Origin of the sequence: Nocardioides sp. cx-173 (genome assembly GCF_021117365.1) — a bacterium.
Lineage (GTDB): Bacteria > Actinomycetota > Actinomycetes > Propionibacteriales > Nocardioidaceae > Nocardioides.
In genome coordinates this window covers 3,048,638-3,071,821 of the sequence record NZ_CP088262.1, presented here as the reverse complement: position 1 = coordinate 3,071,821, position 23,184 = coordinate 3,048,638, and the positions used below count along the sequence as shown (strand labels likewise).

Here is a 23,184-nt window from a genome sequence, read left to right as displayed (position 1 = left end):
AGCCGGTCAGGGCCGCCGCGACAGGGTGGACGAGATCCGCTCGAGGCCGAACTCGAAGGCGCGCTCGAGGTCGCCGTGCAGGCGGAACGCCCCGGCTAGCTCCATGGTGATGAACCCGGTTGCCCAGGCCGTGACCAGCCGCGCCGCCTCCAGCGCGTCGTCACTGCCGACCAGCTCCTCGGCGATGCGCAGGACCGGAGCGCTCGCGCGGGCGAGCGCCTCACCGTCCGTGGACGCCGCCATCATCAGCCGGAACCCCTCGGGCCGCTCGTGCGCGAACGACCGGAAGGTGCGTGCGAGCCCCGCGACCGAGGCCTCCGCCTCGTCCAGCCGCCCGACCAGGTCCTCGATGGTCGCGCCCGCGACCAGGGCGAGCAGGGAGTCACGATCGCGGACCCGCTTGTAGAGCGACGGTGCCCGCACGCCCACGCGCGCCGCGACCGCCTGCATGGTGAGCCGCGCGGGCCCCTCGCTCTCGAGGAGCTCGCGGCCGGCCGTGACGATCTGCTCCAGCGACGTGCGCTCGGGTGCTGGCATCGGGCCCTCCTGAGGTTGGCTATTGACATTAGCCTTGATGGCTAATTACCGTAGCCTACCTGACCCGAAGGAGAATCCCATGGAGCTCGCCCCGCACCTGCACCGCATCGGCAACGACGTCGTGGCCGCCTACCTCGTCGACACCGCCGACGGCGTGACCGTCGTCGATGCCGGCCTGCCGGGCCACTGGCGCGACCTGCTCGCCGAGCTCGCGGCGATGGGCCGCTCGGTCAAGGACGTACGTGGGGTGGTGCTCACCCACGGCGACTCCGACCACATCGGCTTCGCCGAGCGGCTGCGCCGCGACCACGGCGTCCCCGTCTACGTGCACGCCGACGACGCGGAGCGCGCGCGCAGCGGCGACAAGCCCAAGACGCCGGTGGGCCCCCTGCGCCTCGGACCGCTGCTCGGCTTCGCCGGCTACGCGCTGCGCAAGCGCGGCTGGCGCACGGCCTACCTCACCGAGGTCGTCGAGATGCACGACGGCGACGTGCTGCCACTGCCGGGCTCACCGCGGATCGTCGGGATGCCGGGGCACTCGCCGGGCAGCGTGGCCGTCCACGTCCCGGCCGTGGACGCCGTCTTCGTCGGCGACGCCCTCACCACGCGCCACGTGCTGACGGGCCGTACGGGCGTCCAGCCGGCACCGTTCACCGACGACCCCGACGAGGCACTGGAGTCGCTCGGACGGCTGGCCGGGCTCGACGCGACCTGGGTGCTGCCCGGCCACGGCGCCCCGTGGCGCGGCGACCTGGCCGAGGTCCAGGAGACCGCGCGCCGAGCCCGGTGAGTCAGCGACCCGCGAGGTCGTTGCCGATCAGCCAGCCCATGCCGAACGCCGAGAGCAGCCCGTTGCCGGACACGTAGCCGTCGGACTCGGGGCCGGCCAGCCCGACCGCCGTGCCGCCGCCGGCACGCAGGCCGCGCACCGGGGTGCCGTCGGGACGAAGGACCCGCCCGACGGTGTCGATGACGGCCCCGCCCTGGGTGGTGAGGACGCCGTGCGTCACCCAGGCATGGTGGTACGGCGCCCGCAGCGGCCGCCGTCCGGGGTGCGGCTGCAGCGCGGCGCGGACCGTCTCCTCGGGGAGCCCGAGGGCCTCGGCGAGCGAGCGCTCGTCGGCGTGGGTGCGGTAGCCGCCGGCGCGGGTGGTCTCCCGCATCATCTCGGAGTCGCTGGTGGCGGCGTGCGCCTCGTCGTCCCAGACCATCGAGGCCCGCTGGCCGGGCAGGTGCTGCAGGATGCCGGCCAGCTTGGAGTAGCCCTGCGCCTCCTCGTCGACGAAGCGACGTCCCTCGAGATCGACCAGCACGGCGCCGAAGAACGGCAGCGAGGGGCTGACCCGGGTGCCATGGCCGACGACCACGAGGCCCGAGCGCAGGCAGGCGCCCAGGTGGCGCAGCTCGGCGCCGACCTCGCTCAGCCACGGCAGGGCGTCGCCGGTGCTCGTGCTCACCCCGCCGTAGAAGGGATCACCCAGGTGGGCGCAGTGCTCCTTCATCAGGGCTGGGTTGCCGGCGAAGCCGTCCAGCGCGAGTACGACCGTCTCCGCGTGGACCCGCAGCTCACCGCCGTTCTGCGCGACGACGACGCCGTCGACGACGCCGCCGGTGTGGGTCAGCCGGACCGCCGGCGCCTCGTCGACGAAGGCGACGTTGTCGCGCTCCTCGAGCGCGGCGCGCAGGTGCTGGATCAGCGGTCGCCCGCCGGAGCGGCCGGTGTCAGTGTGCAGCCGGGTGACCGACATGCCCGCGCGGGGCAGGTCGCCGGCGATCTCCATCGGGTAGTCGAGCTCGTCGGCCAGCCACTCGACGTACTCCGGCGCGGCCGCGCACAGGGCATGCACGACCTCGCTGTTGGCGAGGTCGCCGCTGGCCGCGAGGATCTCCCTCGCGTGGAGCTCGGGGGAGTCCTCGATCCCGGCCTCCCGCTGGAAGCGGGTGCCGCCGGCGGCCAGGCTGCCGCTGGAGATCTCGGCGTTGCAGCCCTCACGAGTGCTCTTCTCGAACACCCCGACCACCAGCGCCGGGTCGGCGGACGCGCGCAGCGCCGCCATCGCACCGCACGCGCCGCCGCCCACGACGGCGACGTCGACCTCCAGCTCGTCCATCAGCCGAGGCCGTAGAACGCCCGGGCCGCGTCCACCAGCTCGCGCGGAGGCTGGGCGTGGTGGAACCCGGCCCGCGACGGCACCAGGCCGGAGGAGCGGTGCTGCGCCGCCCGCAGCTCGGCGACCCGGACACAGGTGCCGAGCGAGTCGAGCACCGGGACGTCGTCGACCCGGCTCAGGCCCTGGTCGGCGAGGAACACGTTGAGCGGGCCCTCGCCGGGCACGATCACGTTGGCGCCGTCGGCGATGACCCGGCGCGCGGCCGTGGTGAACGCGTCCAGGAGCGGCTGCGGGTCGGCGTAGGCCGCCATCACGTCGGTGAACGCGGCGTCCACCTGGGTGATCGGGCCGACCAGCGAGTCGAGCCGGTAGTCGCGCAGGTTGCGGCGCAGCTGCGGCTCCAGCGCGGCGATGAAGTTCACGATGCCGACGCAGTCGCCGAGCATCCCGGCCATCAGCACCGAGGTCTGCCCGAACGTCACCACCGGGATGTCCACCAGCGACCGGGCCACCTCGTAGCCGGTGTCCGGGATGGTCGCGATCAGGAACGCGTCGTACCCCTCGTCCTGCGCCTGGAGCGCGGCCGCGACGAACTGCTCGCGGTGCAGGCTGGAGAGGTAGGAGTAACCGATGTGCGTGCCCGGGTACGCCGAGGGGTAGGTGCCCGCCTTCATCCCGTGCAGCTCGACGGTCGTGCCCGGCGCCGCGGCAGCGGACAGGTGCCGCTGCAGGGCGTCGCGGTAGTGCGGCACGTCGTCGAGGACGGTGAAGCTCTGGTGCCAGATCCGCATGTCAGCTCCCCGCGGCGGCCGCCCCCGCGCCGGCGATGCGCCCGAAGGTCGCGCCGCGCAGCACCGAGGTGGAGCCGGTGTAGTTGGAGTAGTACAGGCCGGTCATCTCGCCGGCGGCGTACAGCCCGGGGATGGCGCGGCCGTCGCGGTCGACGACCTCGGCGGCCGGGGTGGTCTTGAGCCCGCCGAAGGTGAAGACGTTGGCGGCCATGACCGGGTAGGCCTCGTAGGGACCGTCCGCGACCGGCCGGGCCCAGTTGGACTTGGGCGGCACCAGGCCGGAGGTGGCGAGCCCGTCGGGGACCAGCGGGTCGAAGTCGCCGTCGCCACAGGCCGCGTTGTACGTCGAGACGGTGTCGGCGAGTGCCTCGGCCGGCACGCCCATCTTCGTGGCGAGCTCCTCCAGCGAGGCGCCGCGCACCGGCGGCTGGTCGGTGCGGATGCCCGAGCGGATGTTCGGCACGGCCTGCGCCTGCTGGTCGAGGATCACCCAGGCGACGCCCTCGGTCTGCGCCTGGATGTCGCGGGTGGTGCGCTCGTACCAGGCGTCGATCGGCCCGCGGGCCTCGTCGACGAAGCGCTTGCCCTCGCGGTTGACCAGGATCCCGTAGGGGAAGCAGAAGATCGCCGCCTCGGGCTCGCCGGAGCGCGGGTCGACCGGCTCGGCGTGGAAGAGGCTGAACGACCCGGCCGTGGCCGCGCCGAGCGCGAGGGCCATCTCGATGCCCTCGCCCTTGTTGTAGTTGCCGCCGCGGGCGACCGGACGCGTCGTGAGCGCGTGGCCGCCGTGGTAGCGCGCCATCATCTCGGCGTTGCCCTGGTAGCCGCCGCTGGCGAGCACGACCCGGCCGCGGAACTCCGCGCGCCCGGTCGTGGTCTGGGCGACGACGCCCTCGACGCCGGTGTCGCCGGCGATCAGCGAGCGCGCCGTGGTCTCGAAGTGGAAGTCGACGCCCAGGCCGCGCGCGGCCTTGCCCATCGTCTCCACGATCGCCAGACCGCCGCCGACCGGCGCCATGCGCGTGGTCGAGGTGGTCAGGAATGGCGTGGGCAGGAACTCGAAGCGCATCCCGTGCGTGCCCATCCAGGCCAGCGTGGCCGGGGCCTGCTCGGCGAGGGTCTCGACGTAGTCGGGGTCGACCACGTGCGTCGCCTTGTAGAGCGCCGTGCGGCGCTCCGGGGACCGCTCGGCGTCGCGCACGACGCTCGGGTCCGGGTGGCCCATGAAGTCGTCGACGAGCGACTCCTCCAGGCCGTCGGCGGTCGCCTCGATCGAGGCCATCCGCAAGAACGCCTCGGTGTAGCGGGTGTTGCCGCCGGTCTCGGCCTCCGGCGCCCGGTCGAGGACGGCCACCCGGGCGCCCGCCTCGGCCGCGGCGCAGGCGGCGCTGAGGCCGGCGACCCCGCCGCCGACCACGACGACGTCGTACTCGTGGACGCTCATGCCAGCGAGCCCACCAGCTCGGCGGCCGTGGTGACCGAGCCGAAGAGCGGCATCATGTTCTGCATCGAGAACTCGTGGAAGTCGGTGCGGAACGACGCGCACATGTCGTCGACGACGGTGACCTGCAGGCCCGCGTCGCTCGCGTGGCGGGCGGCGGACTCGACGACCAGGTTGGTCGCGACGCCGCCCAGGACCACGTGGCCGACGCCCTCGGCGGCCAGCGCGGTGAGCAGCGGGGTGCCGACGAACGGGTCGACGCAGCCCTTGTCGACGACCGGCTCGCCCGGCAGCGGGCTGAGCTCCTTGACGATCTCGGCCTCGGGGGAGCCGGCGATCATCGCGCGCTGGTCGGGGTAGGCGTCGAAGCGCGGGTGCCGGTTGGTGCGCAGCACGAAGGAGTCGTCGAAGGCCAGGCGGACGTGCACGACCAGCCAGCCGGCCTTGCGGGCCGCCTCGAGCACCGACGCGGCGTTCGCGATGACGCCGCGCTCCTTGATCTGCTCCACCAGGGGAGGCATCCGCATGTGCGGGCCGTCCTCGCAGAGGGCGACCTGGTAGTCGAGGAGGACGAGGGCGGTACGGCGGTCGGACATGGGGTTTCCTTCGGGTCGGGCGGATCTGGTGCGGAACGGATGGTGGGGCAGGTGGTGGCGCAGGGTCACCAGGCGGACCAGCCGCCGTCGACGTACAGCACCTGGCCGGTGATGTACGACGAGGCCGGCGAGGCCAGCAGGAGGAGGGGACCGGCGAAGTCGGTGGCCGGGTCGCCGAGGCGGCCGAGCATCGTGCGCCCGGAGAACCACGCCAGCCGCTCGGGGTCCTCGGCGAGCGCGGCGGTCATCTGGGTCGGGTAGAAGACGCCCGGAGCCAGGCAGTTGACCGTGATCGCGTGCGGGCCGAGCTCCATGGCGAGGGCGCGGGTCACGTTGGCGACGCCGGCCTTGGAGGCGTAGTACGCCGACTCCGGGACCGGTCCGACCCGCTCGGCGTAGACGGTCGTCAGGTTGACGATCCGGCCGCTGCCCTGGGGGGTCATCGCCTGGCCGGCGGCGCGGCCGACCAGCCAGGTGCCGGTCAGGTTGACCCGCACGACGTGCTCGAACTCCTCCAGCGTCGTCTCGTCGTAGGGCTTGCGCAGCATCACGCCGGCGGCGTTGACCACGATGTCGACCCGGCCGTGCCGGGCGACGACGTCGGCGAAGAGCGCGGCCACGGAGGCCTCGTCGGTGACGTCCACCCGGAGGGCGGCGCCCGCGATGTCGGCGACCTCGACGGTGGCGCCGTGGTCGGCCAGCGCGATCGAGGCGCGCTCGCCCAGGCCGCCGGGGGCGGCGCCGATGACGAGCGCGACCTGGCCGGTGAGGTCGAAGAGGCTCACCACTCCAGCTCACTCTCCTCGGCCGCGGCGTGGGTGCCGGCCAGGCGGCCGAAGATGCCGCTCTTGCCGATCGAGGTGCCGGTCATGTAGCCGGCGCCGTGGAAGCCGCCGATGACCTCGCCGGCGGCGTACAGGCGCTCGATGGGCTGCCCGAAGACGTCGAGGACGCGCAGGTCGGTGTCGACGGTGAGCCCGCAGTACGTCGCCAGCACGACCGTGCCGGACGGGTGCGCGTGGAACGGCGGCCGGTCGAGCGCGAACGGCGCGCCGACGCCGCCCGAGAGGTGGGCGCGGCCCAGTGCGTCGGCCTCGCCGGCGGCGATGCGGCCGTTGTAGTCCTCGACGGTGGCGACCAGGCTGCCCTCGGGCATCCCGAGCCGCTCCTCGAGCTCCTCGATCGTGTCGGCGGTGACCAGCATGCCCGCGCGCTCGCGGCCGGCGAACTCGTAGATCGGGACCTCGTCGTTGGTCTGCGCCATGACCTGGGCGTCCAGGATCTGCCAGGTCGTCACCCCCGGCTGCGCAAGGGCGGCGTCGCCGATCTCCTTGTAGGGCAGGGACTCGTCGACGAAGCGGCGGCCCTCGCGGTTGACCGCGATCGCGCCCTTGTAGACCGCGAGGATGCCGGTGCCGTCCTCGTCGGGGTGCGGCTCGTGGTAGATCCCGTAGGTGCCCTTGACGTACGGCGTGTCGATGACGCCGGCGCCCAGCTGCCAGGCCATGAGCAGCCCGTCGCCCTGGCAGCCTTCGCCGCCGGCCCGCAGGGCGTGCTCCATCTGGGGCGCGAAGCGCGCCAGCAGCTCGGGGTTCTGGGAGAAGCCGCCGGTGGCGACGACGACCGCGTCGGCGAGGATGCGGTGCCGCCCCCCGCCGGGCGCCGCGACATCGACGCCGACGACCCGGCCGCCCTCGCGCACCAGCCGCTCGGCCTTGGTGTCGAGCAGCAGCCGCGCGCCGAGGAGGCCGGCGGCCTTCAGCAGGTGGTGCAGCATGCCGGTGGTGTCGGTGGGGTGCGAGCGGGGGACCGACTGGCCCGACGCCGCGTGCACCTCGCCGTAGCGCACGCCGTGGCCGGTCAGCCAGCGGTAGGTGTCGAGCTGGTGCTCGCAGTAGAGGTCGACCAGCGCCTCGTCGCAGCGGTGCCGGCCGGTCTCCAGCAGGTCCTTGCGCAGCAGCTCCACGGAGTCCGCGATGCCCTGCTCGGCCTGCTCGTCGGTGCCGGCGAAGGCCGACAGGCCGGCCGAGCGCACGGTGCTGCCGCCGATCTCGCCGGTCTTCTCCAGCATCACGGCGTACTGACCGGCCTCGGCGGCGGCCAGCAGGGCGGCGCATCCGGCGAGGCCGGAGCCCAGCACCAGCACGCCGACGCGGTCGGGGAGCTCTCGCTCCAGGGGCAGTCCGGCGGTCATCGTTCCTCCCAGGGGCGGTCGTAGAAGGCCTGCGCCTCGGTGAAGGCGGGCAGGTTCATCAGGTCCTGGCGCTCCTGCCAGGTGCTCATGCGGTCGGCGCGCGACGCGGTCTCGCCGTGCTCGGCGAGGTGGGCCAGGGCCTCGCGGCCGGCCGCCATCATCGAGCGCATCAGGTAGTTGGCGTAGAGCACGACCCCGAAGCCGAGCTCGGAGTACTCCGCGAGCTCGAGCTGCGGGGTGCGGCCGCCTTCCACCACGTTGACGACGAGAGGCACACCGGCCAGCTCGCGGCCGACCAGCGCGAGCTCGTCGACGGTGCGGGGGGCCTCGACGAAGATGACGTCCGCGCCGGCCTCGACGTAGGCCTTCGCGCGGCGGACCGCCTCGTCGATGTCGTGCACGCTGCGGGCGTCGGTGCGCGCGACGATCACGGTCGCGTCGTCCTGGCGGGCCTCCGCGACGGCCGCGATCTTGGTCTGCATGTGGCCGCTCGGGATCAGCGCGTGGTCGTCGAAGTGCCCGCACCGCTTGGGCATCTCCTGGTCCTCGATCTGGATCGCCGCGGCGCCGGCCCGCTCGAGCAGACGCATCGTGCGCATGGCCGTGAGCGGACCGCCGTACCCGGTGTCGGCGTCGACCACCACGGGCAGGGGCGAGGCCTCGGTGAGGCGACCGACGTGGTCGACGACCTCGGCCAGGGAGATCAGCCCGACGTCCGGGACGCCGTACTGCGCGTTGGCCAGCCCGGCGCCGGTCGCGTAGGCCGCGGCGAAGCCCGCGGACTCGACCAGGCGCAGGCCGAGCGCGTCGGTGACCCCGGGCAGGACGAGCGGGGTGCCCGCGGTCGTCGCGGTCAAGGCCCGCCGGAGGGCGAGACGGCGCTCGTGGGCGCTGGGGGAGGGGCCGACGCCGATGAGGCTCTCGGCCTGCGCGAACCGGCGCTGGTCGGGGTGTGGCACTGCTGCTCTCCTGGATCGGGAAGCGATTCCATAGAGTGATCGCTCCAGACGAGGGTGCCCCGAGAACGTGACCAGCGCAACTGTGTCTCGCGCTCTGTGAGACTTCGAGATCGAGTCCGACTGACCGTTTGCGGCGGGCTACGGCCCTGATCTACGAGCGTGGCATCGTGGTCTGGTGCGGTCAGCCGCAATTCCGCGCAGTGAGCGCCCGGTTTCGGCTTTGACCCCCGACAGACTCTCAACCGTGGAACGATTGCTACAGGCATTCGTTTGACCGATTCCAGGAGAGCACACGTGCGAGCAACATTGATCTACGGTGCCGGTGACGTCCGCGTCGAGGACGTCCCCGACCCGGTGGTCCAGGAGCCAACGGACGCGTTGGTACGCATCACGACCTCCTGTGTCTGCGGCAGCGACCTGCACGCCTACGGCGCGATGCCGCCGGGAGCAGGACCGGCGCGGATGGGCCACGAGCTCATCGGGGTGGTCGAGGACGTCGGCTCCGAGGTCGCGACCGTGCGCAAGGGCGACGTCGTCGTCTCGCCGTTCGCGTTCTCGTGCGGCACGTGCGAGTACTGCCGTGCGGGCCTGCAGACCTCGTGCCCGACCGGCGGCTTCCTCGGCATGGGCGGAAGCGACGGCGCCCAGGCCGAGGCGGTCCGGATCCCGCTCGCCGACGGCACCCTGGTGGTCCTGCCGGTGGCTGCCGACGACGCGCTGGTGCCGTCGCTGCTGACGCTCGCCGACGTGCTCGGCACCGGCTACCACGCCGCGGCCCAGGCGCGGATCGCGCCGGGCGACTCCGTGACCGTCATCGGCGACGGGGCCGTCGGCCTCCTGGCCGTGCTGTCCGCGAGGCTGCTCGGCGCCGAGCAGGTCATCCTCATGGGCCGCCACCGCGACCGCACCGACCTCGGTCGCGAGTTCGGGGCCACCGACGTCGTCGCCGAGCGCGGCGAGGAGGGGGTGGCCAGGGTCCGCGACCTCACCGGCGGGCAGGGCACGCACGCCGTCCTGGAGGCGGTCGGTCACCTGGCGGCGTACGAGCAGGCGTTCGGCGTCGTCCGGCCGGGCGGGGTCATCAGTCGGGTGGGGGTGCCGCAGTACGAGGCCGCCCCGGTCGGCCTCGGCAGCCTCTTTCGCGGCAACGTCACCCTGACCGGCGGCCCGGCCCCGGTGCGGGCCTACCTGGACCGCCTGCTGCCCCGGATCCTCGAGGGCGCCATCGAGCCGGGCAAGGTCTTCGACCGCGCGGTGGATCTCGACGGCGTCCCCGGCGCCTACCGGGCCATGGCGGACCGCGAGGCGCTCAAGGTGCTGGTGCGCCTCTGAGCAAGCTCAGCCGCGCCGGGTCACCCACGCCTTGACCAGGAACCGCTTCTGGTCGCCCAGGGGGCGGCCCGAGCACGAGTAGGACTTGCCCTTGCCGCAGCGGAAGCGGGTGTTGCTGTTGACCAGGGTCACGACCGCGCTGCGGACCTTGGCGGGGGAGAAGTCGAACGAGGCGAACCCGACACCGCGGGCGTTGAGCTCGATCGGCCGGCGGACCCACGCGCCCTTCTTGGTCTTGACGACCAGCCGGGCGCGCGCTCCGGACGCGCGTGCCGGCCCGTCGACCTTCACCCGCAGCCGCCACTTGCCGCGCTCGAGGGAGGAGTCGGGGCGGAACAGCACGTGTTTGGCGGCCATATGGTCGATGCGGGTACGGGCGCTGTCCGTGCGCTCGTTCCGGCCGAGCACGAGGGTCCGCGAGATCGTGGCCGACGGCCATGCCTTGCCCTCGGGGTAGCTACGGGTGGCGGTCGCGTTGGCCGAGGCATAGGCGGCGAAGACCGAGGAGAAGCCGCCGCGCGACCCGAGGACGCGGGTCAGCGCCTGGGTCGAGTACCTGTTGGGCGCGCCGGGGAAGGCGCCCGCCTGCTCCCACACCCTCTTCACGATCGCCTTGCCGTAGCGCTCGCTGAGGAACTCCCAGAAGACCCAGTTGGCGTACGGGGCGGTGCCGCCGCGGCGGAAGACGTCGAGGGGCACGTGGGGGAGCCGGACCTGGCCCGCGGGCAGGTACTGGCGGTTGTCGTTGGCCGAGTCGGCGAACCGCTCCTCCATCCAGGTCGCCGTGGACTCCATGAACCAGGGGTCGTCCTTGTAGTCATAGGCGAACTGCACCGCGTGGAAGAACTCGTGCGCGGCGGTCACTCGCAGGCTGGTCAGCGGCGGCGCGCCGAACTGGCTTCGGGCGAAGTCGTTGTCGAGCACGCAGAAGCCTGAGGCCGTGCGCCTGGCGCCGGCCGCGGGGTACTCCGGTGCGCAGTAGCCGTAGATGAACTTGCTACCGAGGTCCTTGAGGTACACGTCGAACTTGGGGCTGCTGGAGTGCCGCACGTCCGGCAGTGGCCGGCGGTAGCCGAGCTTGCCCACCTCGAAGCGCCAGACCCGGTTCATCATGTCGAAGGTGCGCAGGGCCCACTTGCGGTTCGGCGGGGCGTCCGCGGTGGTCGGGACCCAGTGCAGGCAGAGGTTCTTCGAGCACTTGCGCTTCGACGGGACCGTGTAGCCGTCGTCGTAGGGGTCGCCTGCGCCGTCGGAGGGCCTCGCCAGCAGCTCGTCGGCCCGGCGGCGCTCCTCCCCGGTGAGGCGCGCGCGCACCTCGAAGAGGTCGCGCAGGGCGAGGGTGGCGTCGGGGCGGTCGGCGGCGGGGGAGCGGTCGCGGCCCACCGGCGCGAACGCCCGCTGGGCGCGCTGGAGCACCTCCTGCGGCGAGTCCTCGCCGTCGGGGTGGCGCGGGATGGCGGCGGGGGCGCTCGCCGAGGCGCTCGCCCCGGGAGTCGTGGCAAGGGCGGGCAGGACGCTGACGGTGGTGCTCAGGGCCACCAGGATGGCGGCGACAGAGCGGCGCATCTGGTCTCCTTCGATCTCGAGACGTCCCGGGCCGGGGGGAAGCGGCCACGGGTCAGACGAAAGCATCCCCGGCGCAGTCCGGGGTCACAAATCAGCTCCCGCCGGAGATCTTCTCGATCAGGGCGGTCGTGGAGATGGCGGGGGTGCGGGAGAGGTAGACGACCTCGCAGATGTCACCGAGGTCGTCGAACTTGCCGGCCCAGTCGTCGCCCATGACGAGCACGTCGGCGGCGTACTCCTCGATGTAGTGGCGCTTGAGCTCCAGGCTCTCCTCCACGAAGACCTGGTCGACGTCCTTCAGGGCGGCCACGATCGCGAGCCGCTCGCCCTGGCTGAAGACCGGCTCACGACCCTTCTTGCGCATGTTCAGCTCGTCGGCCGAGACCCCCACGACGAGGCGGTCGCCGAGGGCGGCGGCGCGCTCGATCACCTTGAGGTGCCCGACGTGGAAGACGTCGAACGTGCCGAAGGTGATGACCGTACGAGGTCCCGGGGAAGACATGCCCGAGATTGTGGCACGCGGGGCTGGGTCCCCCGTGGACGCGGGGTGTGGGCGAGGATGGGTGTCGATGTCCGCCGCACCCGCTGCCCCCACCCTCGCCGTCGGCGACCCCGCCGCCGACGCCGTACGCCGCGCCGCGCTGCGCCGCATGCGCACCGTGGCCGTGTCGCTGCTGCTCTTCGCCGCTGCGGTCTACGTGCTGACGCTGGACGAGGACGGGGTGCTCGGCTTCGTCAACGCGGGCGCCGAGGCCTCGATGGTCGGCGCGATCGCCGACTGGTTCGCCGTGACGGCGCTGTTCAAGCACCCGCTGGGGCTGCCGATCCCGCACACGGCCCTGATCCCCAAGCGCAAGGACGATCTCGGCCGCGGCCTGGAGGAGTTCGTGGGGGAGAACTTCCTGCAGGAGGACATCATCCGCGAGCGCATCGCCTCGGCGCGCGTCGCCGAGCGGGTGGGCGGCTGGCTCTCGGTGCCGGCCAACGCGCAGCGCGTGGTCGACGAGGTCGCCGAGCTGGCTCGCATCGCGCTCTCCAAGGTGCGCGACGAGCACATCGAGTCGCTCATCCACGATGCGCTGGTGCCACGCTTCCGGGAGGAGCCGATCTCGCCGCTGCTGGGCGGGCTGCTCACGGAGGCTCTCAACGACGACCTGCATCACGGCCTGGTCGACCTCGCGCTCGAGGAGCTGCACCACTGGCTCAGGGACAACCCGGGCACGGTCCAGGACGTGCTGCTGGAGCGGGCGCCGTGGTGGGCGCCCGAGCGCCTCAACGAGCGGGTCAGCGAGCGAATCCACGTCGAGATGGTGAAGTGGGTCGGCGACATCCGCGACGACCCCCACCACCGGGCGCGGGTCGCCCTGGACTCGATGCTGCGCAGCCTCGCCGTCGACCTGCTCGAGGACCCCGACACCCGGGCGCGCACGGAGCGGCTCAAGGAGCGGATCCTCGACCATCCCTCGGTGCTGGCCTCCAGCATCTCGCTCTGGGACGCCCTGCGCCGTGCGCTGACCGGCTCGCTCGACGACCCGGACGGCGCCGTACGCCGCCGGCTGCTGCAGGAGGTCTCGGCCCTGGCCGCACGGCTCTCGGGCGACGCCGACCTGCGTGCCCGGATCGACGCCCGCGCCAGTGACGTGGCCGTCTTCGCCGTGTCGCGCTACGGCGAGGAGGTCACCGCGGTCATCACCCACACCATCGAGCGCTGGGACGGCAAGGAGGCCGCTCGCCGCATCGAGCTCCACGTCGGGCGGGACCTGCAGTTCATCCGGATCAACGGCACCATCGTGGGCGGTCTGGTCGGGGTGCTGATCCACACGGTCTCGGTGCTGGTTCACTGAGACCATGAGCGAGCCCCTGGACGTCCCGATCACCGACGAGTCGATCCGGCTCGGTCAGTTCCTCAAGCTCGCCAACCTGGTCGAGAGCGGCGCCGAGGCGAAGCCCCTCATCGCCTCCGGCATGGTGCGCGTCAACGACGAGGTCGAGACCCGCCGTGGCCGCCAGCTGGCCCAGGGCGACGTCGTCACCCTCGCCGGCCAGAGCGCCCGCGTGTCCCGCGGAGACGCCACCGACAACCTCCCCTGGTGACCCCCCTCCTCACCGACCCGTCACCAACTGTCACCAAACACCGCTGACCCGTCAGAAACTTTCTGACGGGTCAGCGGCGGGTGGTCACAGTTTCTGACGGGTCAGCGGACGGCGATCAGGTCCACGACGAAGATCAGGGTCTCGCCGGGCTTGATGGCGCCGCTGGCGCCGCGGTCGCCGTAGCCGAGGTGGGGCGGGATGACGAGCTGGCGGCGGCCGCCGACCTTCATGCCCTGCACGCCGGTGTCCCAGCCGGAGATGACCTGGCCGACGCCCAGGCGGAACTGCAGCGGCTCGCCCCGGTTGTACGAGGCGTCGAACTCCTCACCGGTGGAGTGGGCGACGCCCACGTAGTGCACCGAGACGGTGCTGCCGGCGGTGGCCTCGGCGCCGTTGCCCTCGATCACGTCGGTGATGACGAGGTCGCTGGGAGGCTCGGGGTCGAAGAAGTCGATCTCAGGCTTGTCCATCAGGCCACCCTAGCCGCGGGTCCGCGGTGTCGGCGGGGGTGGGGCTCAGGTCTGGTGGACGTAGCTGTCGAGCTGGTCGCGCTCAAAGGTCAGCTGGCCGATCTTGTGCTTCACGACGTCGCCGATGCTGATGATCCCGACGAGGGCGCCACCCTCGGAGCAGACCGGGATGTGGCGGAAGCGACGCTCGGTCATCGTCTGCATGACGCCGTCGAGCGGGTCCTCCGGGGCACAGGTCTCGACCGTCTCCGTCATGATCGAGGCGACGGTGTTGTTGATGACCGTGCCGTCGGTGTGGAGGTGGCGTACGACGTCGCGCTCGCTGACGATGCCGTCGAGGCTGGAGCCGTCGGCGCTCACGATCACCGCGCCGATGTTGTGCTCGGCGAGCAGCGCCAGCAGCTCGCGGACGCCGGCGTCCGGCCCGATCGTGATGACCTCGGTGGAGGACTTGGCCTGGAGGATATCGCCGATGCGCATACCGGTGACGTTACTGGTGTGGCGACTTGCTGGCCAGTGGCTCAGTCGAGCGGTGGACCGTCGATCGGCGCGCGGCGGCGCGCGCTGATGTCGGAGACCGAGGCCGAGCCGGGTCGGCGCCACTCCGGGTCGTCGGCGTGGTCGGGCAGGGATCCCAGGAAGGACAGCGCCGCGTCGTGCAGGTGGCCGTTGGAGGCCACGGCGTTGCCGCCCCACGGGCCGTCGTTGCCGTCGAGGGAGGTGAACCGGCCGCCGGCCTCGCGCACGATGATGTCGAGCGCCGCCATGTCGTAGACCGCGAGCTCGGGCTCGGCGGCGAGGTCGATCGCGCCCTCGGCGATGAGCATGTAGGACCAGAAGTCGCCGTAGGCGCGGGTGCGCCAGCAGCGACGCATCAGCGAGAGGAAGTCGTCGAGACGCCCCCGCTCCTCCCAGCCGTGGAGGGAGGCGTAGGACATCGAGGCGTCCTCCAGGCGGCGTACGTCGGAGACCTGGCACTGCGTCGCCTTGAGCAGGGAGCGCCCGGTCCACGCGCCGTTGCCCGCGGAGGCCCACCAGCGACGCTGCAGCATCGGCGCCGAGACCACCCCGAGGACGACCTCCTCGTCGACGACGAGCGAGATCAGGGTCGCCCACACCGGGACCCCGCGGACGAAGTTCTTGGTGCCGTCGATGGGGTCGACGATCCAGCGGCGCTGGCTGTGCCCGCTCGACCCGGTCTCCTCGCCGGTGATCGCGTCGCGGGAGCGCACGCGCGACAGGGTGCGCCGGATGCCGTCCTCGACTGCCTGGTCCGCGTCGGTGACGGGGGTCAGGTCGGGCTTGCTCATCACGTGCAGGTCGAGCGACTTGAAACGCGCTGTGGTGAGCGAGTCGGCGTCGTCGGCGAGCACGTGAGCGAGACGGAGGTCGTCGGTGAAATCGGTCGCCACGCACACAGGTTACTTTCAGCAAACTGGTTTAGCGTTCATCTATGGAGTTCAACGGACTGCCGCTTCACGCTCTCGTCGTCCACGCGGCCGTCGTGCTGGGGCCGCTGTCGGCCCTGGCCGGCCTGCTCTACGCCTTCGTGCCGCGCTGGCGCGACGTCCTGCGGTGGCCCCTGGTGGTCATGGCCGCGGTCGCCGTCGGCGCGGTCTGGGTCGCCTTCCTGTCCGGCGAGCAGCTGGAGGAGGCCAACACCTACGGCGGTCCGCTCGCCGCGCTGGTCGAGACGCACGAGGAGCGCGCGGGGATCCTGCGCATCTCGATGACGGCCTTCGCGCTGATCGCGTTCGTGGCCGCCTGGTGGCACTCCCGCACCGGCCCGGTCCGCGCCGTGATGAGCGGCCTGGTGGCGCTCTCCGCCGCCGTCACGCTGGTCTACGTCGTGCTCACCGGCGACGCCGGCGCCCAGATCGCGTGGTACGGCGTCGAGGGCTGATCAGTACTCCGGCACGCTGCGCGCGACCAGCAGCCGCCGGAACGACGAGACCCGCTCCGGGTCGGCCTGCCCCTGGGCCACGGCCACGTCGAGGCCGCACTCGGGCTCGTCCCCGCCGTGCGTGCAGCCGCGCGGGCAGTCCTCGGTCATCTCGTCGAGGTCGGGGAAGGCCTCGATCAGGTTCTCCGGCCGGACGTGGGCCAGCCCGAAGGACCGGATGCCCGGGGTGTCGATGATCCACCCCTCGCCGTCGGGCAGCGGCAGCATGTAGGCCGACGTGGAGGTGTGACGCCCCCGGCCGGTGACGGCGTTGACCATGCCGACGTCGCGGTGCGCCTCGGGCACCAGCGCGTTGACCAGCGTGGACTTGCCGACCCCGCTGGAGCCGACGAGCACGCTCGTCCTGCCCCGCAGCCGCTCGCGTACGGCGCTCAGGTCGCCGCCCCGGCTGGTCACCACCCACGGCACGCCGAGCGAGCGGTAGGTGCCCAGCAGGGTCTCGGGGTCGGCGAGGTCGGCCTTGGTGAGGCACAGCAGCGGCCGCATGCCCGCGTCGTACGCCGCCACGAGGGCGCGGTCGATCAGGCGCGGCTGCGGCTCGGGGTCGGCGAGCGCGGTGACGATGACGAGCTGCTCGGCGTTGCTGACGATGATCCGCTCGACCGGGTCGTCGTCGTCGGCGGTGCGGCGCAGCGTGGTCAGGCGCTCGTTCACCTCGACGATGCGCGACAGCGCCCCGTCGTCGCCGGACACGTCGCCCACGACGCGCACCCGGTCGCCGACCACGACGCCCTTGCGGCCCAGCGGCCGCGCCTTCATGGCCATGACCTTGCGGCCGTCGACCAGCAGCGTGTAGCGACCGCGGTCGACGGTGACGACGACGCCCTCGACGGCGTCGTCGTAGGTCGGCCGGTCCTTGGTGCGGGGCCGGGTGCGCCGGCGGGGGCGCTCGTAGTGCTCCTGGTCCTCGACGCCGTACCGGTTGCTCACAGCAGGGACGCCCAGAGTCCGGCGAAGTCGGGGAAGGTCTTGGCCGTCGTCGCGACGTCCTCGACCAGCACGCCGTCGACCGCGGCGGCGACCAGCACCCCGGCGTGGGCCATGCGGTGGTCGGCGTAGGTGTGGAACACGCCGCCGTGCAACGGCGCCGGGGTGATCGAGAGGCCGTCGGGGTGCTCGACGACGTCGGCGCCGAGCCCGCCCAGCTCGGTCGCGAGCGCCGCGAGCCGGTCGGTCTCGTGGCCGCGGATGTGCGCGATCCCGCGCAGATGGGAGGGCGAGTCGGCCAGCGCGCACAGCGCCGCGACGGCCGGGGCGAGCTCCCCGACGTCGTGCAGGTCGTAGTCGATGCCCTGGAGCCGGTCGGGGCCGGTGACCCGCAGGCCCTCGTCGGTGAACGCGACCTCGCAGCCCATCAGGGCCAGGATCTCGCGTAGCGCGTCGCCCGCCTGCGTGGTCTGGCGCGGCCACTCGCGCACCGTCATCGAGCCGCCCGACAGCGCGGCCAGGCCGAGGAACGGCGCGGCGTTGGACAGGTCGGGCTCGATCAGGTGGTCGAGCGCCCGGACCGGGCCGGGCGCGACCGACCAGCGGTTGGCGTCGCTGTCGTCGACGACCACGCCGTGCTCGCGCAGCATCGCGACGGTCATGTCGATGTGGGGCAGCGACGGCACCGGCTTGCCGTCGTGACGTACGTCGACCCCGCGCTCGTAGCGGGCCCCGGCCAGGAGCAGCGCGGAGACGAACTGCGAGGAGCCCGACGCGTCCAGCACGACGGTGCCGCCGCGCACGTGGCCGGTGCCGTGCACCCGGAACGGCAGCGACCCGCGGCCCTCGTCGTCGATGTGGATGCCGAGCGTCGAGAGGGCCTTCAGCACCTCCCCGACCGGCCGCCTGCGCATGTGCGGGTCGCCGTCGAAGGCGATGACCCCGGTCGAGAGCCCCGCCACGGGCGGCACGAAGCGCATCACCGTGCCGGCCAGGCCGCAGTCGACCTGCGCGTCGCCGGTGAGGTCACCGGGCGTGACCAGCCAATCGTCACCGGAGGTGTCGACGCGCGCGCCCAGCGCGCTCAGCGCGGCGGCCATCAGTGTGGTGTCGCGCGAGCGGAGGGCGCGCCGTACGACCGACGGCCCGTCGGCGATCGCCGCGAGCACGAGCGCGCGGTTGGTCAGCGACTTGCTGCCGGGCAGCGACACCACCGCGTCGACAGGGTCATGGGCGCGCGGAGCAGGCCACGGGTCGACGACGGTCACAGGCGGATTCTAGGGCTCAGGTGACCTTGGCCTTCGCCAGCTTGGCCTCGCGGCGGGCGGACTTCGCCAGGTGCTTGGCCTCGCGCTTCGCGTCGCCGGCCGCCCGGCGGGCCCGCCAGGCCACGCCCGGCTTGCCGTCGGTGTCGCCGGCCGCGATCAGCAGGCCGCCGAGCATGGAGACGTTCTTGAAGAAGTTGAGCTGGTGCTGCTTCTTCTCGGTGGGGTCCTCGTGCTCCCAGAACGCGTGCCCCGCGACCGTGGTCGGGACCAGCGACGCGGCGAGCACCAGCGCGGAGAGCCGCGGCGCGCGGCCGGTGGCCAGGGCGGCGCCGGCGACCAGCTGGGCGCCGGCGTTGATCCGCACCAGCGTGGTCGGGTCGTCGGGGATGGGCAGCCCCGTGGCCTTCCGGAGCTGCGGCACCACCTTGTCGGTGACCGGCTGGGCCTTGGCCGCGAGGGCGGGGGCGTTGCGCAGGGCGTTGACGCTGCCCACGACGAACATGGAGGCGAGCATGGGACGGGCGATGAGTCGGCTGACGGTCATGTCCCATTCCTACCCGACGTCCGGGAGGTCACACCTACCTCGAAGGGGTGAGCCGCGCTGTCGGGCGGTGGAGGGCTGGCGGCACCGGCCTCGCGACCCGCGCCGGACGGCTAGATTGCTGCCATGTGCGGTCGCTATGCCTCCAGTCGCAAGCCGGAGGACCTGATCGAGGAGTTCGAGGTCGTCGAGAGCCGGGTCGACAAGGTCCTCGAGCCCGACTACAACGTGGCGCCGACCAAGGAGGTCTACGCGGTGGTCGAGCGCCCGCCGTCGCGGGAGAGCGACGAGCCGCCCCAGCGCCAGCTGCGGGTGCTGAAGTGGGGACTGGTCCCGTCGTGGGCCAAGGACCCCGCCATCGGCAGCCGGATGATCAACGCCCGGATGGAGACCGTCGCGGAGAAGCCGGCCTACAAGCGGGCGTTCGCCAAGCGGCGCTGCCTGCTTCCGGCCGACGGCTACTTCGAGTGGTACCCCACCTCGCAGCTCACGGCCAAGGGCAAGCCGCGCAAGCAGCCGTTCTTCATCCGCCCGCAGGACGGCGGGACCCTCGCGATGGCGGGGCTCTACGAGATCTGGCGCGACCCGACGCGCGACGACGACGACCCCGAGCGGTTCCGCTGGACCTGCACCGTGATCACCACCCAGGCCGAGGACTCGCTGGGCCACATCCACGACCGGATGCCGATGATGGTCGAGCCGGACCGATGGTCGTCCTGGCTGGACCCGACCGCACCCTCGGACTCGCTGCTCGACCTGCTGGTGCCGGCCGCGCCCGGGCGGCTGGAGGCGTTCCCGGTGTCGACGCTGGTGTCCAACGTGCGCAACAACGGCCCCGAGCTCGTCACCCCGCTGCCGCTGGACGAGGCGCTCGAGTGAGCACCGAGCGGCTCGTCGACACCCCCCACGGCGAGGGGCGTCTGGTCACCGACCGGTCGCGCTCGCCGATCGCCACGCTGCTGCTGGGCCACGGGGCCGGCGGCGGCATCGAGTCGCGCGACCTGGAGGCGCTCGCCCGGCACCTGCCGCGCCACGGCATCACGGTGGTCCGCTTCGAGCAGCCGTGGCGTCGCGCCGGGCGCAAGATCGCGACCCCGCCGGCGACGCTGGATGCCGCGCTGCGCGCCGCCGCCGACGCGATGCGGGTGCGCACCCCGCTCGTGCTCGGCGGCAGGTCCGCCGGCGCCCGGTCCGCCGCCCGCTCGGCCCGCTCGCTGGGGGCGGCCGGCTGCCTCGCGCTGTCCTTCCCGCTCCACCCGCCCGGGCGGCCGGAGAAGTCCCGCCTGGACGAGCTGACCGCCGTACGGCTGCCGACGTTGGTGATCCAGGGCGAGAACGACGCGATGGGGCGACCCGAGGAGTTCCCGGCCACCACCGAGCTCTGCGTGGTCCCCGGCGCCGACCACGGCCTCAAGGTGCCCGCCCGAGGGCCGATCCGCCAGGACGAGGCGCTGGAGATCGTGGTCGAGGCGACCCTGGAGTGGGTGGTGCGGGAGGTCGCCGGGAATGACGCACGGCGATGAGGCGTTCTGCTCCACGTGATGGCGCTACTCGACCGACCGGTCACCCCTGACCCCCGGCTAGGCTGGGGGGCGATGACTGACACTCCCGCCGACGCTGACGTCGACCTCGACCCCGTGAGCCCGGACGACGCCGACATCGACGTCGCCACCGAGACCGACGCCGACCGCACCGCGCGCTTCGAGCGCGACGCGCTGCCCTTCCTCGACCAGCTCTACTCCGCGGCGATGCGCATGACCCGCAATCCCGCCGACGCCGAGGACCTGGTCCAGGAGACCTTCGCCAAGGCGTACTCGTCCTTCCACCAGTTCCGCCCCGGCACCAACCTCAAGGCGTGGCTGTACCGGATCCTGACCAACACCTTCATCAACACCTACCGCAAGAAGCAGCGCCAGCCGCAGCAGTCGATGTCCGAGGACGTCGAGGACTGGCAGCTCGCGCGCGCGGAGTCCCACAGCTCCAGCGGCCTGAAGTCGGCCGAGATGGAGGCCCTGGAGCACCTGCCCGACTCGCAGGTGAAGGACGCCCTGCAGCGTCTCCCCGAGGAGTTCCGCCTGGCGGTCTACCTCGCCGACGTCGAGGGCTTCGCCTACAAGGAGATCGCCGAGATCATGGACACCCCCATCGGCACCGTGATGTCGCGGCTCCACCGCGGCCGCCGCCAGCTGCGCGACATGCTCTCGGACTACGTACGCACCAACGACCTGCTCCGGGTCGGCCCCACTGGAGGCGCGTCATGACCGAGCACTCGCACTCGCACCCCGACGAGCTCTCGCGCGAGGAGTGCGCCGACTACCTCGAGCGCATCGTCTACTTCATCGACAACGAGCTCGACGAGGCCGACTGCTCCGAGGTCCGCGCCCACCTCGACTCGTGCAACCCCTGCCTGGTCAAGTACGACCTCCAGCGCACGGTGAAGTCCGTCGTCGCCCGGTCCTGCTCCGAGACCGCGCCCCTCGAGCTCCGCCAGCGCGTTCTCCTCCGCCTGCGCGAGGTCCAGGTCCAGATCACCGACCAGTAGGCCCTTCGGCGCTCGAGCCGGCCCGGGGCGGGTCACGGCACGGCGAAGCGCCTAGAGGAGCCCGGCTTCGTACGCGGCGATCACGAGATGGACCCGGTCGCGAGCGCCCATCTTCGCGAGGATGCGGCCCACGTGCGTCTTGGCGGTCAAGGGACTGAGGACCAACTCGTCGGCGATCTCCTGGTTGCTTCGGCCCGCGGCGATGAGCCGAAGCACCTCGTGTTCGCGCGCCGTCAGGCTGGCCAGCCGCTCGGGCGCAGGGGCGTCCGGGCGACTCAGTGCCCGGGTGATGACCGCCCTCGTCGCGCCGGGCGACAGCAGCGCCTCTCCGGCCGCGACGGTGCGGATGGCGTTCAGCAGCGCGTCCGGACGGGTGTCCTTGGGCAGGAATCCACACGCCCCCGCGCGAAGGCCGCGCAGTACGTTGGTGTCGGTCTCGAACGTGGTCAGGATCAACACCTTGCTGCCGCTGGATCGATCGTCAGCGAAGATCTGCCGCGTCGCCTCGATGCCGTCGGTGCTCGGCATCCTGATGTCCATCAAGACGATGTCGGGGCGCAGGTCCCGGGTCAGGGTCACCGCCTCGTCGCCGGTGCCGGCCTCCCCGACGACCTCCATGTCGTCGGCGGAGCCGACCAGCAGCGCGAACGCGCCGCGCACCAGGGCCTGGTCGTCGGCGAGGAGGACCCGGATCACGACGGCACCCGCCAGATCTCCGGCAGCGGCAGGCTGGCGCGTACCTCGAACCCTCCGGACTCGCCGGGTCCGGCGGACAGCTCACCGCCGACGGCCTGTGCCCGCCCGGTCATCCCGGCGATCCCGAAGCCGTCCGGTGTCGCCGGTGAGCTCGGGCGCGCGGGCCCGTGATCGACGACGGTGATCCGCAACCGGTGGCCGTCCCGGTCGAGTCGAACGGTCGCGTGCGTGGCCGTCGAGTGTCGGATGACATTGGTGAGCGACTCCTGGATGATCCGATAGGCCACGACGGACACCGTGGACGGTAGCTCGTCCGGGAGCCCGTCAGCCTGCACGTCGACGTGGACATCGGCCGCCTCGGCCATCTCCACCAGACGCTGCAGCTCGCCCAGGTGCGGCGCCGGCTCGGTCGGATCGGCCTCGCCACCATGCAGCACGTCCAGTACGGCACGCAGCTCATGGAGTGTGGCCCGGCTCGTGTCCGACAGGTGGTGCAGCGTGCTGGACAGCTCCTGCAGCGAGGCGTCCCCGCGCCCGGGCAGCTGGTCGATCAGGTGCGCGGCGACGGACGCCTGGACGTTCGCGACCGCGAGGCCGTGCGCGAGGACGTCGTGCAGCTCGGCAGCGATCAGGACCCGCTCCTCGGCGATCCGCCGCTCGACCTCGTCGGCGCGCTCCTGCTCGAGCCGCGCGGTGACGGCGGCCTTCCAGTTCTCATGGAAGCGGACCGCCAGCCCGGCGAAGAAGGCCATGAACAGCCAGCCGGCGCCGAGGAGGGCGTCGTCTGGTGCCCCCGACGCCTCGTCGGCGAGGACCGGCACGGTCACCGCGGCCACCGCCAGCAGGGCCGCGGTGGGCCGCCGTGGTGGGTCGCAGTAGCGGGCCGCCGTGAACGCCGCCACCAGCGAGGCCGGCATCGCGGCCTCATGGGGATAGTCGAGGATGTGGTACGGCGTCGACACCGCGAGGACCGCGACGACGACGAGGATCGGCCAGCGCCGGCGGGCCAGCAACGGTGCCGACATCGCGGCCAGGAGCGCGATCGCGCCCAGATCCACCCGTCGCTCGCCGTCGAAGTCGACTTCTTGGAGCGTGATCGCGACGACGACGCCGAGCACGAACGCCGCCGCCGCCAGCAGCCAATCGGCCACTGGCG

At 72.6% G+C, this 23,184-nt stretch carries 27 protein-coding genes; 9 read left to right on the top strand and 18 right to left on the bottom strand.

The features are described 5' to 3' along the window. Nucleotides 1-6 precede the first annotated feature (6 nt). Nucleotides 7-537 (bottom strand): TetR/AcrR family transcriptional regulator, encoded by a 531-nt coding sequence (locus LQ940_RS14940; RefSeq protein ID WP_231244302.1) that lies wholly within the window; start codon nt 535-537, stop codon nt 7-9. A 79-nt stretch (nt 538-616) separates the two neighbouring features. Between LQ940_RS14940 and LQ940_RS14935 the strand changes: the two genes are divergently transcribed. Then, nucleotides 617-1,327, top strand: coding sequence for an MBL fold metallo-hydrolase (locus tag LQ940_RS14935; protein ID WP_231244301.1), 711 nt, complete (start codon nt 617-619; stop codon nt 1,325-1,327). Nucleotide 1,328: 1 nt separating this feature from the next. Here LQ940_RS14935 and LQ940_RS14930 read toward each other — a convergent pair whose 3' ends face one another. From LQ940_RS14930 to LQ940_RS14900, 7 genes are all read right to left on the bottom strand, one after another. Next, nucleotides 1,329-2,648 carry an FAD-binding protein gene (locus LQ940_RS14930; protein WP_231244300.1) on the bottom strand — a complete coding sequence of 440 codons (1,320 nt, stop codon included), beginning with the start codon at nt 2,646-2,648 and terminating at the stop codon, nt 1,329-1,331. Next, entirely contained in the window at nt 2,648-3,439 is a 792-nt protein-coding gene (locus LQ940_RS14925) for an aspartate/glutamate racemase family protein (RefSeq protein WP_231244299.1), read from the bottom strand. The genes LQ940_RS14930 and LQ940_RS14925 overlap by 1 nt, the downstream gene beginning before the upstream one ends. 1 nt (nt 3,440) lies before the next feature. After that, nucleotides 3,441-4,883: an FAD-dependent oxidoreductase gene (locus tag LQ940_RS14920; RefSeq protein WP_231244298.1), complete on the bottom strand. Its 1,443-nt coding sequence runs from the start codon at nt 4,881-4,883 to the stop codon at nt 3,441-3,443. Beyond that, the gene (locus tag LQ940_RS14915; RefSeq protein WP_231244297.1) at nt 4,880-5,476 is read right to left on the bottom strand and encodes a cysteine hydrolase; all 597 of its coding nucleotides are present in this window, start codon (nt 5,474-5,476) and stop codon (nt 4,880-4,882) included. The genes LQ940_RS14920 and LQ940_RS14915 overlap by 4 nt, the downstream gene beginning before the upstream one ends. A gap of 65 nt (nt 5,477-5,541) precedes the next feature. Next, nucleotides 5,542-6,261: an SDR family NAD(P)-dependent oxidoreductase gene (locus LQ940_RS14910; protein WP_231244296.1), complete on the bottom strand. Its 720-nt coding sequence runs from the start codon at nt 6,259-6,261 to the stop codon at nt 5,542-5,544. Next, nucleotides 6,258-7,670: an FAD-dependent oxidoreductase gene (locus tag LQ940_RS14905; protein ID WP_231244295.1), complete on the bottom strand. Its 1,413-nt coding sequence runs from the start codon at nt 7,668-7,670 to the stop codon at nt 6,258-6,260. Before LQ940_RS14905 ends, LQ940_RS14910 begins: the two co-directional genes overlap by 4 nt. Beyond that, entirely contained in the window at nt 7,667-8,629 is a 963-nt protein-coding gene (locus tag LQ940_RS14900; protein ID WP_231244294.1) for an isocitrate lyase/PEP mutase family protein, read from the bottom strand. Before LQ940_RS14900 ends, LQ940_RS14905 begins: the two co-directional genes overlap by 4 nt. A gap of 294 nt (nt 8,630-8,923) precedes the next feature. Here LQ940_RS14900 and LQ940_RS14895 point away from each other — a divergent pair, with 294 nt between their 5' ends. Beyond that, on the top strand, nt 8,924-9,961 hold the full coding sequence (locus LQ940_RS14895) for an alcohol dehydrogenase catalytic domain-containing protein (protein ID WP_231244293.1): 1,038 nt from the start codon (nt 8,924-8,926) through the stop codon (nt 9,959-9,961). A gap of 6 nt (nt 9,962-9,967) precedes the next feature. Here the strand turns inward: LQ940_RS14895 and LQ940_RS14890 are convergent, their stop codons facing one another. Together LQ940_RS14890 and LQ940_RS14885 are read right to left on the bottom strand one after the other, a co-directional pair. After that, nucleotides 9,968-11,527 carry an MXAN_6640 family putative metalloprotease gene (locus tag LQ940_RS14890; RefSeq protein WP_231244292.1) on the bottom strand — a complete coding sequence of 520 codons (1,560 nt, stop codon included), beginning with the start codon at nt 11,525-11,527 and terminating at the stop codon, nt 9,968-9,970. Between the two features lie 91 nt (nt 11,528-11,618). Continuing rightward, nucleotides 11,619-12,029, bottom strand: coding sequence for an adenylyltransferase/cytidyltransferase family protein (locus LQ940_RS14885; protein ID WP_231244291.1), 411 nt, complete (start codon nt 12,027-12,029; stop codon nt 11,619-11,621). A gap of 67 nt (nt 12,030-12,096) precedes the next feature. Between LQ940_RS14885 and LQ940_RS14880 the strand changes: the two genes are divergently transcribed. After that, nucleotides 12,097-13,371 carry a DUF445 domain-containing protein gene (locus LQ940_RS14880; protein WP_231244290.1) on the top strand — a complete coding sequence of 425 codons (1,275 nt, stop codon included), beginning with the start codon at nt 12,097-12,099 and terminating at the stop codon, nt 13,369-13,371. A 4-nt stretch (nt 13,372-13,375) separates the two neighbouring features. After that, the gene (locus tag LQ940_RS14875) at nt 13,376-13,621 is read left to right on the top strand and encodes an RNA-binding S4 domain-containing protein (protein ID WP_231244289.1); all 246 of its coding nucleotides are present in this window, start codon (nt 13,376-13,378) and stop codon (nt 13,619-13,621) included. 101 nt (nt 13,622-13,722) lie between these two features. Here LQ940_RS14875 and LQ940_RS14870 read toward each other — a convergent pair whose 3' ends face one another. From LQ940_RS14870 to LQ940_RS14860, 3 genes are read right to left on the bottom strand one after another with little or no spacing between them, the layout of a single operon-like run. Next, nucleotides 13,723-14,091 carry an FKBP-type peptidyl-prolyl cis-trans isomerase gene (locus LQ940_RS14870; protein ID WP_231244288.1) on the bottom strand — a complete coding sequence of 123 codons (369 nt, stop codon included), beginning with the start codon at nt 14,089-14,091 and terminating at the stop codon, nt 13,723-13,725. A gap of 45 nt (nt 14,092-14,136) precedes the next feature. After that, nucleotides 14,137-14,571, bottom strand: a complete 435-nt coding sequence (locus LQ940_RS14865) for a CBS domain-containing protein (RefSeq protein ID WP_231244287.1) — start codon at nt 14,569-14,571, stop codon at nt 14,137-14,139. A gap of 41 nt (nt 14,572-14,612) precedes the next feature. After that, nucleotides 14,613-15,503 carry an inositol monophosphatase family protein gene (locus LQ940_RS14860; RefSeq protein ID WP_374229544.1) on the bottom strand — a complete coding sequence of 297 codons (891 nt, stop codon included), beginning with the start codon at nt 15,501-15,503 and terminating at the stop codon, nt 14,613-14,615. Nucleotides 15,504-15,544: 41 nt separating this feature from the next. Here LQ940_RS14860 and LQ940_RS14855 point away from each other — a divergent pair, with 41 nt between their 5' ends. After that, the gene (locus LQ940_RS14855) at nt 15,545-15,994 is read left to right on the top strand and encodes a DUF2231 domain-containing protein (protein ID WP_231244285.1); all 450 of its coding nucleotides are present in this window, start codon (nt 15,545-15,547) and stop codon (nt 15,992-15,994) included. Here the strand turns inward: LQ940_RS14855 and rsgA are convergent, their stop codons facing one another. Genes rsgA through LQ940_RS14840 form a run of 3 tightly spaced genes read right to left on the bottom strand, consistent with a single transcriptional unit; the run spans nt 15,995 to nt 18,793 of the window. Continuing rightward, nucleotides 15,995-16,984: a ribosome small subunit-dependent GTPase A gene (gene rsgA, locus LQ940_RS14850; RefSeq protein WP_231244284.1), complete on the bottom strand. Its 990-nt coding sequence runs from the start codon at nt 16,982-16,984 to the stop codon at nt 15,995-15,997. Beyond that, nucleotides 16,981-18,249 (bottom strand): 3-phosphoshikimate 1-carboxyvinyltransferase, encoded by a 1,269-nt coding sequence (aroA, locus tag LQ940_RS14845; RefSeq protein WP_231244282.1) that lies wholly within the window; start codon nt 18,247-18,249, stop codon nt 16,981-16,983. Before aroA ends, rsgA begins: the two co-directional genes overlap by 4 nt. A 16-nt stretch (nt 18,250-18,265) precedes the next feature. Continuing rightward, nucleotides 18,266-18,793, bottom strand: a complete 528-nt coding sequence (locus LQ940_RS14840) for a DoxX family protein (RefSeq protein ID WP_231244280.1) — start codon at nt 18,791-18,793, stop codon at nt 18,266-18,268. A 123-nt stretch (nt 18,794-18,916) separates the two neighbouring features. Between LQ940_RS14840 and LQ940_RS14835 the strand changes: the two genes are divergently transcribed. From LQ940_RS14835 to rsrA, 4 genes are all read left to right on the top strand, one after another. Continuing rightward, nucleotides 18,917-19,669, top strand: a complete 753-nt coding sequence (locus tag LQ940_RS14835; RefSeq protein ID WP_231244277.1) for an SOS response-associated peptidase — start codon at nt 18,917-18,919, stop codon at nt 19,667-19,669. Further along, nucleotides 19,666-20,313 carry an alpha/beta hydrolase family protein gene (locus LQ940_RS14830; protein ID WP_231244276.1) on the top strand — a complete coding sequence of 216 codons (648 nt, stop codon included), beginning with the start codon at nt 19,666-19,668 and terminating at the stop codon, nt 20,311-20,313. Before LQ940_RS14835 ends, LQ940_RS14830 begins: the two co-directional genes overlap by 4 nt. 72 nt (nt 20,314-20,385) lie before the next feature. Further along, the gene (locus LQ940_RS14825; protein WP_231244275.1) at nt 20,386-21,051 is read left to right on the top strand and encodes a sigma-70 family RNA polymerase sigma factor; all 666 of its coding nucleotides are present in this window, start codon (nt 20,386-20,388) and stop codon (nt 21,049-21,051) included. Then, on the top strand, nt 21,048-21,332 hold the full coding sequence (rsrA, locus tag LQ940_RS14820; protein ID WP_231244274.1) for a mycothiol system anti-sigma-R factor: 285 nt from the start codon (nt 21,048-21,050) through the stop codon (nt 21,330-21,332). The genes LQ940_RS14825 and rsrA overlap by 4 nt, the downstream gene beginning before the upstream one ends. A gap of 51 nt (nt 21,333-21,383) precedes the next feature. On the opposite strand, the gene LQ940_RS14815 is transcribed toward rsrA, so the two are convergent. Next, nucleotides 21,384-22,028 (bottom strand): response regulator, encoded by a 645-nt coding sequence (locus LQ940_RS14815; RefSeq protein WP_231244273.1) that lies wholly within the window; start codon nt 22,026-22,028, stop codon nt 21,384-21,386. Further along, on the bottom strand, nt 22,025-23,179 hold the full coding sequence (locus LQ940_RS14810) for a sensor histidine kinase (RefSeq protein WP_231244272.1): 1,155 nt from the start codon (nt 23,177-23,179) through the stop codon (nt 22,025-22,027). Before LQ940_RS14810 ends, LQ940_RS14815 begins: the two co-directional genes overlap by 4 nt. Nucleotides 23,180-23,184 lie beyond the last annotated feature (5 nt).

What these genes read in the sequence shown, in the direction of transcription:
- LQ940_RS14935 (WP_231244301.1), top strand. Translation starts at nt 617, where the DNA reads ATGGAGCTCGCCCCGCACCTGCACCGCATCGGCAACGACGTCGTGGCC.
- LQ940_RS14865 (WP_231244287.1), bottom strand. Translation starts at nt 14,571, where the DNA reads ATGCGCATCGGCGATATCCTCCAGGCCAAGTCCTCCACCGAGGTCATC.
- LQ940_RS14940 (WP_231244302.1), bottom strand. Translation starts at nt 537, where the DNA reads ATGCCAGCACCCGAGCGCACGTCGCTGGAGCAGATCGTCACGGCCGGC.
- LQ940_RS14905 (WP_231244295.1), bottom strand. Translation starts at nt 7,670, where the DNA reads ATGACCGCCGGACTGCCCCTGGAGCGAGAGCTCCCCGACCGCGTCGGC.
- LQ940_RS14880 (WP_231244290.1), top strand. Translation starts at nt 12,097, where the DNA reads ATGTCCGCCGCACCCGCTGCCCCCACCCTCGCCGTCGGCGACCCCGCC.
- LQ940_RS14890 (WP_231244292.1), bottom strand. Translation starts at nt 11,527, where the DNA reads ATGCGCCGCTCTGTCGCCGCCATCCTGGTGGCCCTGAGCACCACCGTC.
- LQ940_RS14835 (WP_231244277.1), top strand. Translation starts at nt 18,917, where the DNA reads ATGTGCGGTCGCTATGCCTCCAGTCGCAAGCCGGAGGACCTGATCGAG.
- LQ940_RS14885 (WP_231244291.1), bottom strand. Translation starts at nt 12,029, where the DNA reads ATGTCTTCCCCGGGACCTCGTACGGTCATCACCTTCGGCACGTTCGAC.
- LQ940_RS14825 (WP_231244275.1), top strand. Translation starts at nt 20,386, where the DNA reads ATGACTGACACTCCCGCCGACGCTGACGTCGACCTCGACCCCGTGAGC.
- LQ940_RS14925 (WP_231244299.1), bottom strand. Translation starts at nt 3,439, where the DNA reads ATGCGGATCTGGCACCAGAGCTTCACCGTCCTCGACGACGTGCCGCAC.
- LQ940_RS14840 (WP_231244280.1), bottom strand. Translation starts at nt 18,793, where the DNA reads ATGACCGTCAGCCGACTCATCGCCCGTCCCATGCTCGCCTCCATGTTC.
- LQ940_RS14915 (WP_231244297.1), bottom strand. Translation starts at nt 5,476, where the DNA reads ATGTCCGACCGCCGTACCGCCCTCGTCCTCCTCGACTACCAGGTCGCC.
- LQ940_RS14875 (WP_231244289.1), top strand. Translation starts at nt 13,376, where the DNA reads ATGAGCGAGCCCCTGGACGTCCCGATCACCGACGAGTCGATCCGGCTC.
- LQ940_RS14855 (WP_231244285.1), top strand. Translation starts at nt 15,545, where the DNA reads ATGGAGTTCAACGGACTGCCGCTTCACGCTCTCGTCGTCCACGCGGCC.
- LQ940_RS14920 (WP_231244298.1), bottom strand. Translation starts at nt 4,883, where the DNA reads ATGAGCGTCCACGAGTACGACGTCGTCGTGGTCGGCGGCGGGGTCGCC.
- LQ940_RS14870 (WP_231244288.1), bottom strand. Translation starts at nt 14,091, where the DNA reads ATGGACAAGCCTGAGATCGACTTCTTCGACCCCGAGCCTCCCAGCGAC.
- rsrA (WP_231244274.1), top strand. Translation starts at nt 21,048, where the DNA reads ATGACCGAGCACTCGCACTCGCACCCCGACGAGCTCTCGCGCGAGGAG.
- LQ940_RS14930 (WP_231244300.1), bottom strand. Translation starts at nt 2,648, where the DNA reads ATGGACGAGCTGGAGGTCGACGTCGCCGTCGTGGGCGGCGGCGCGTGC.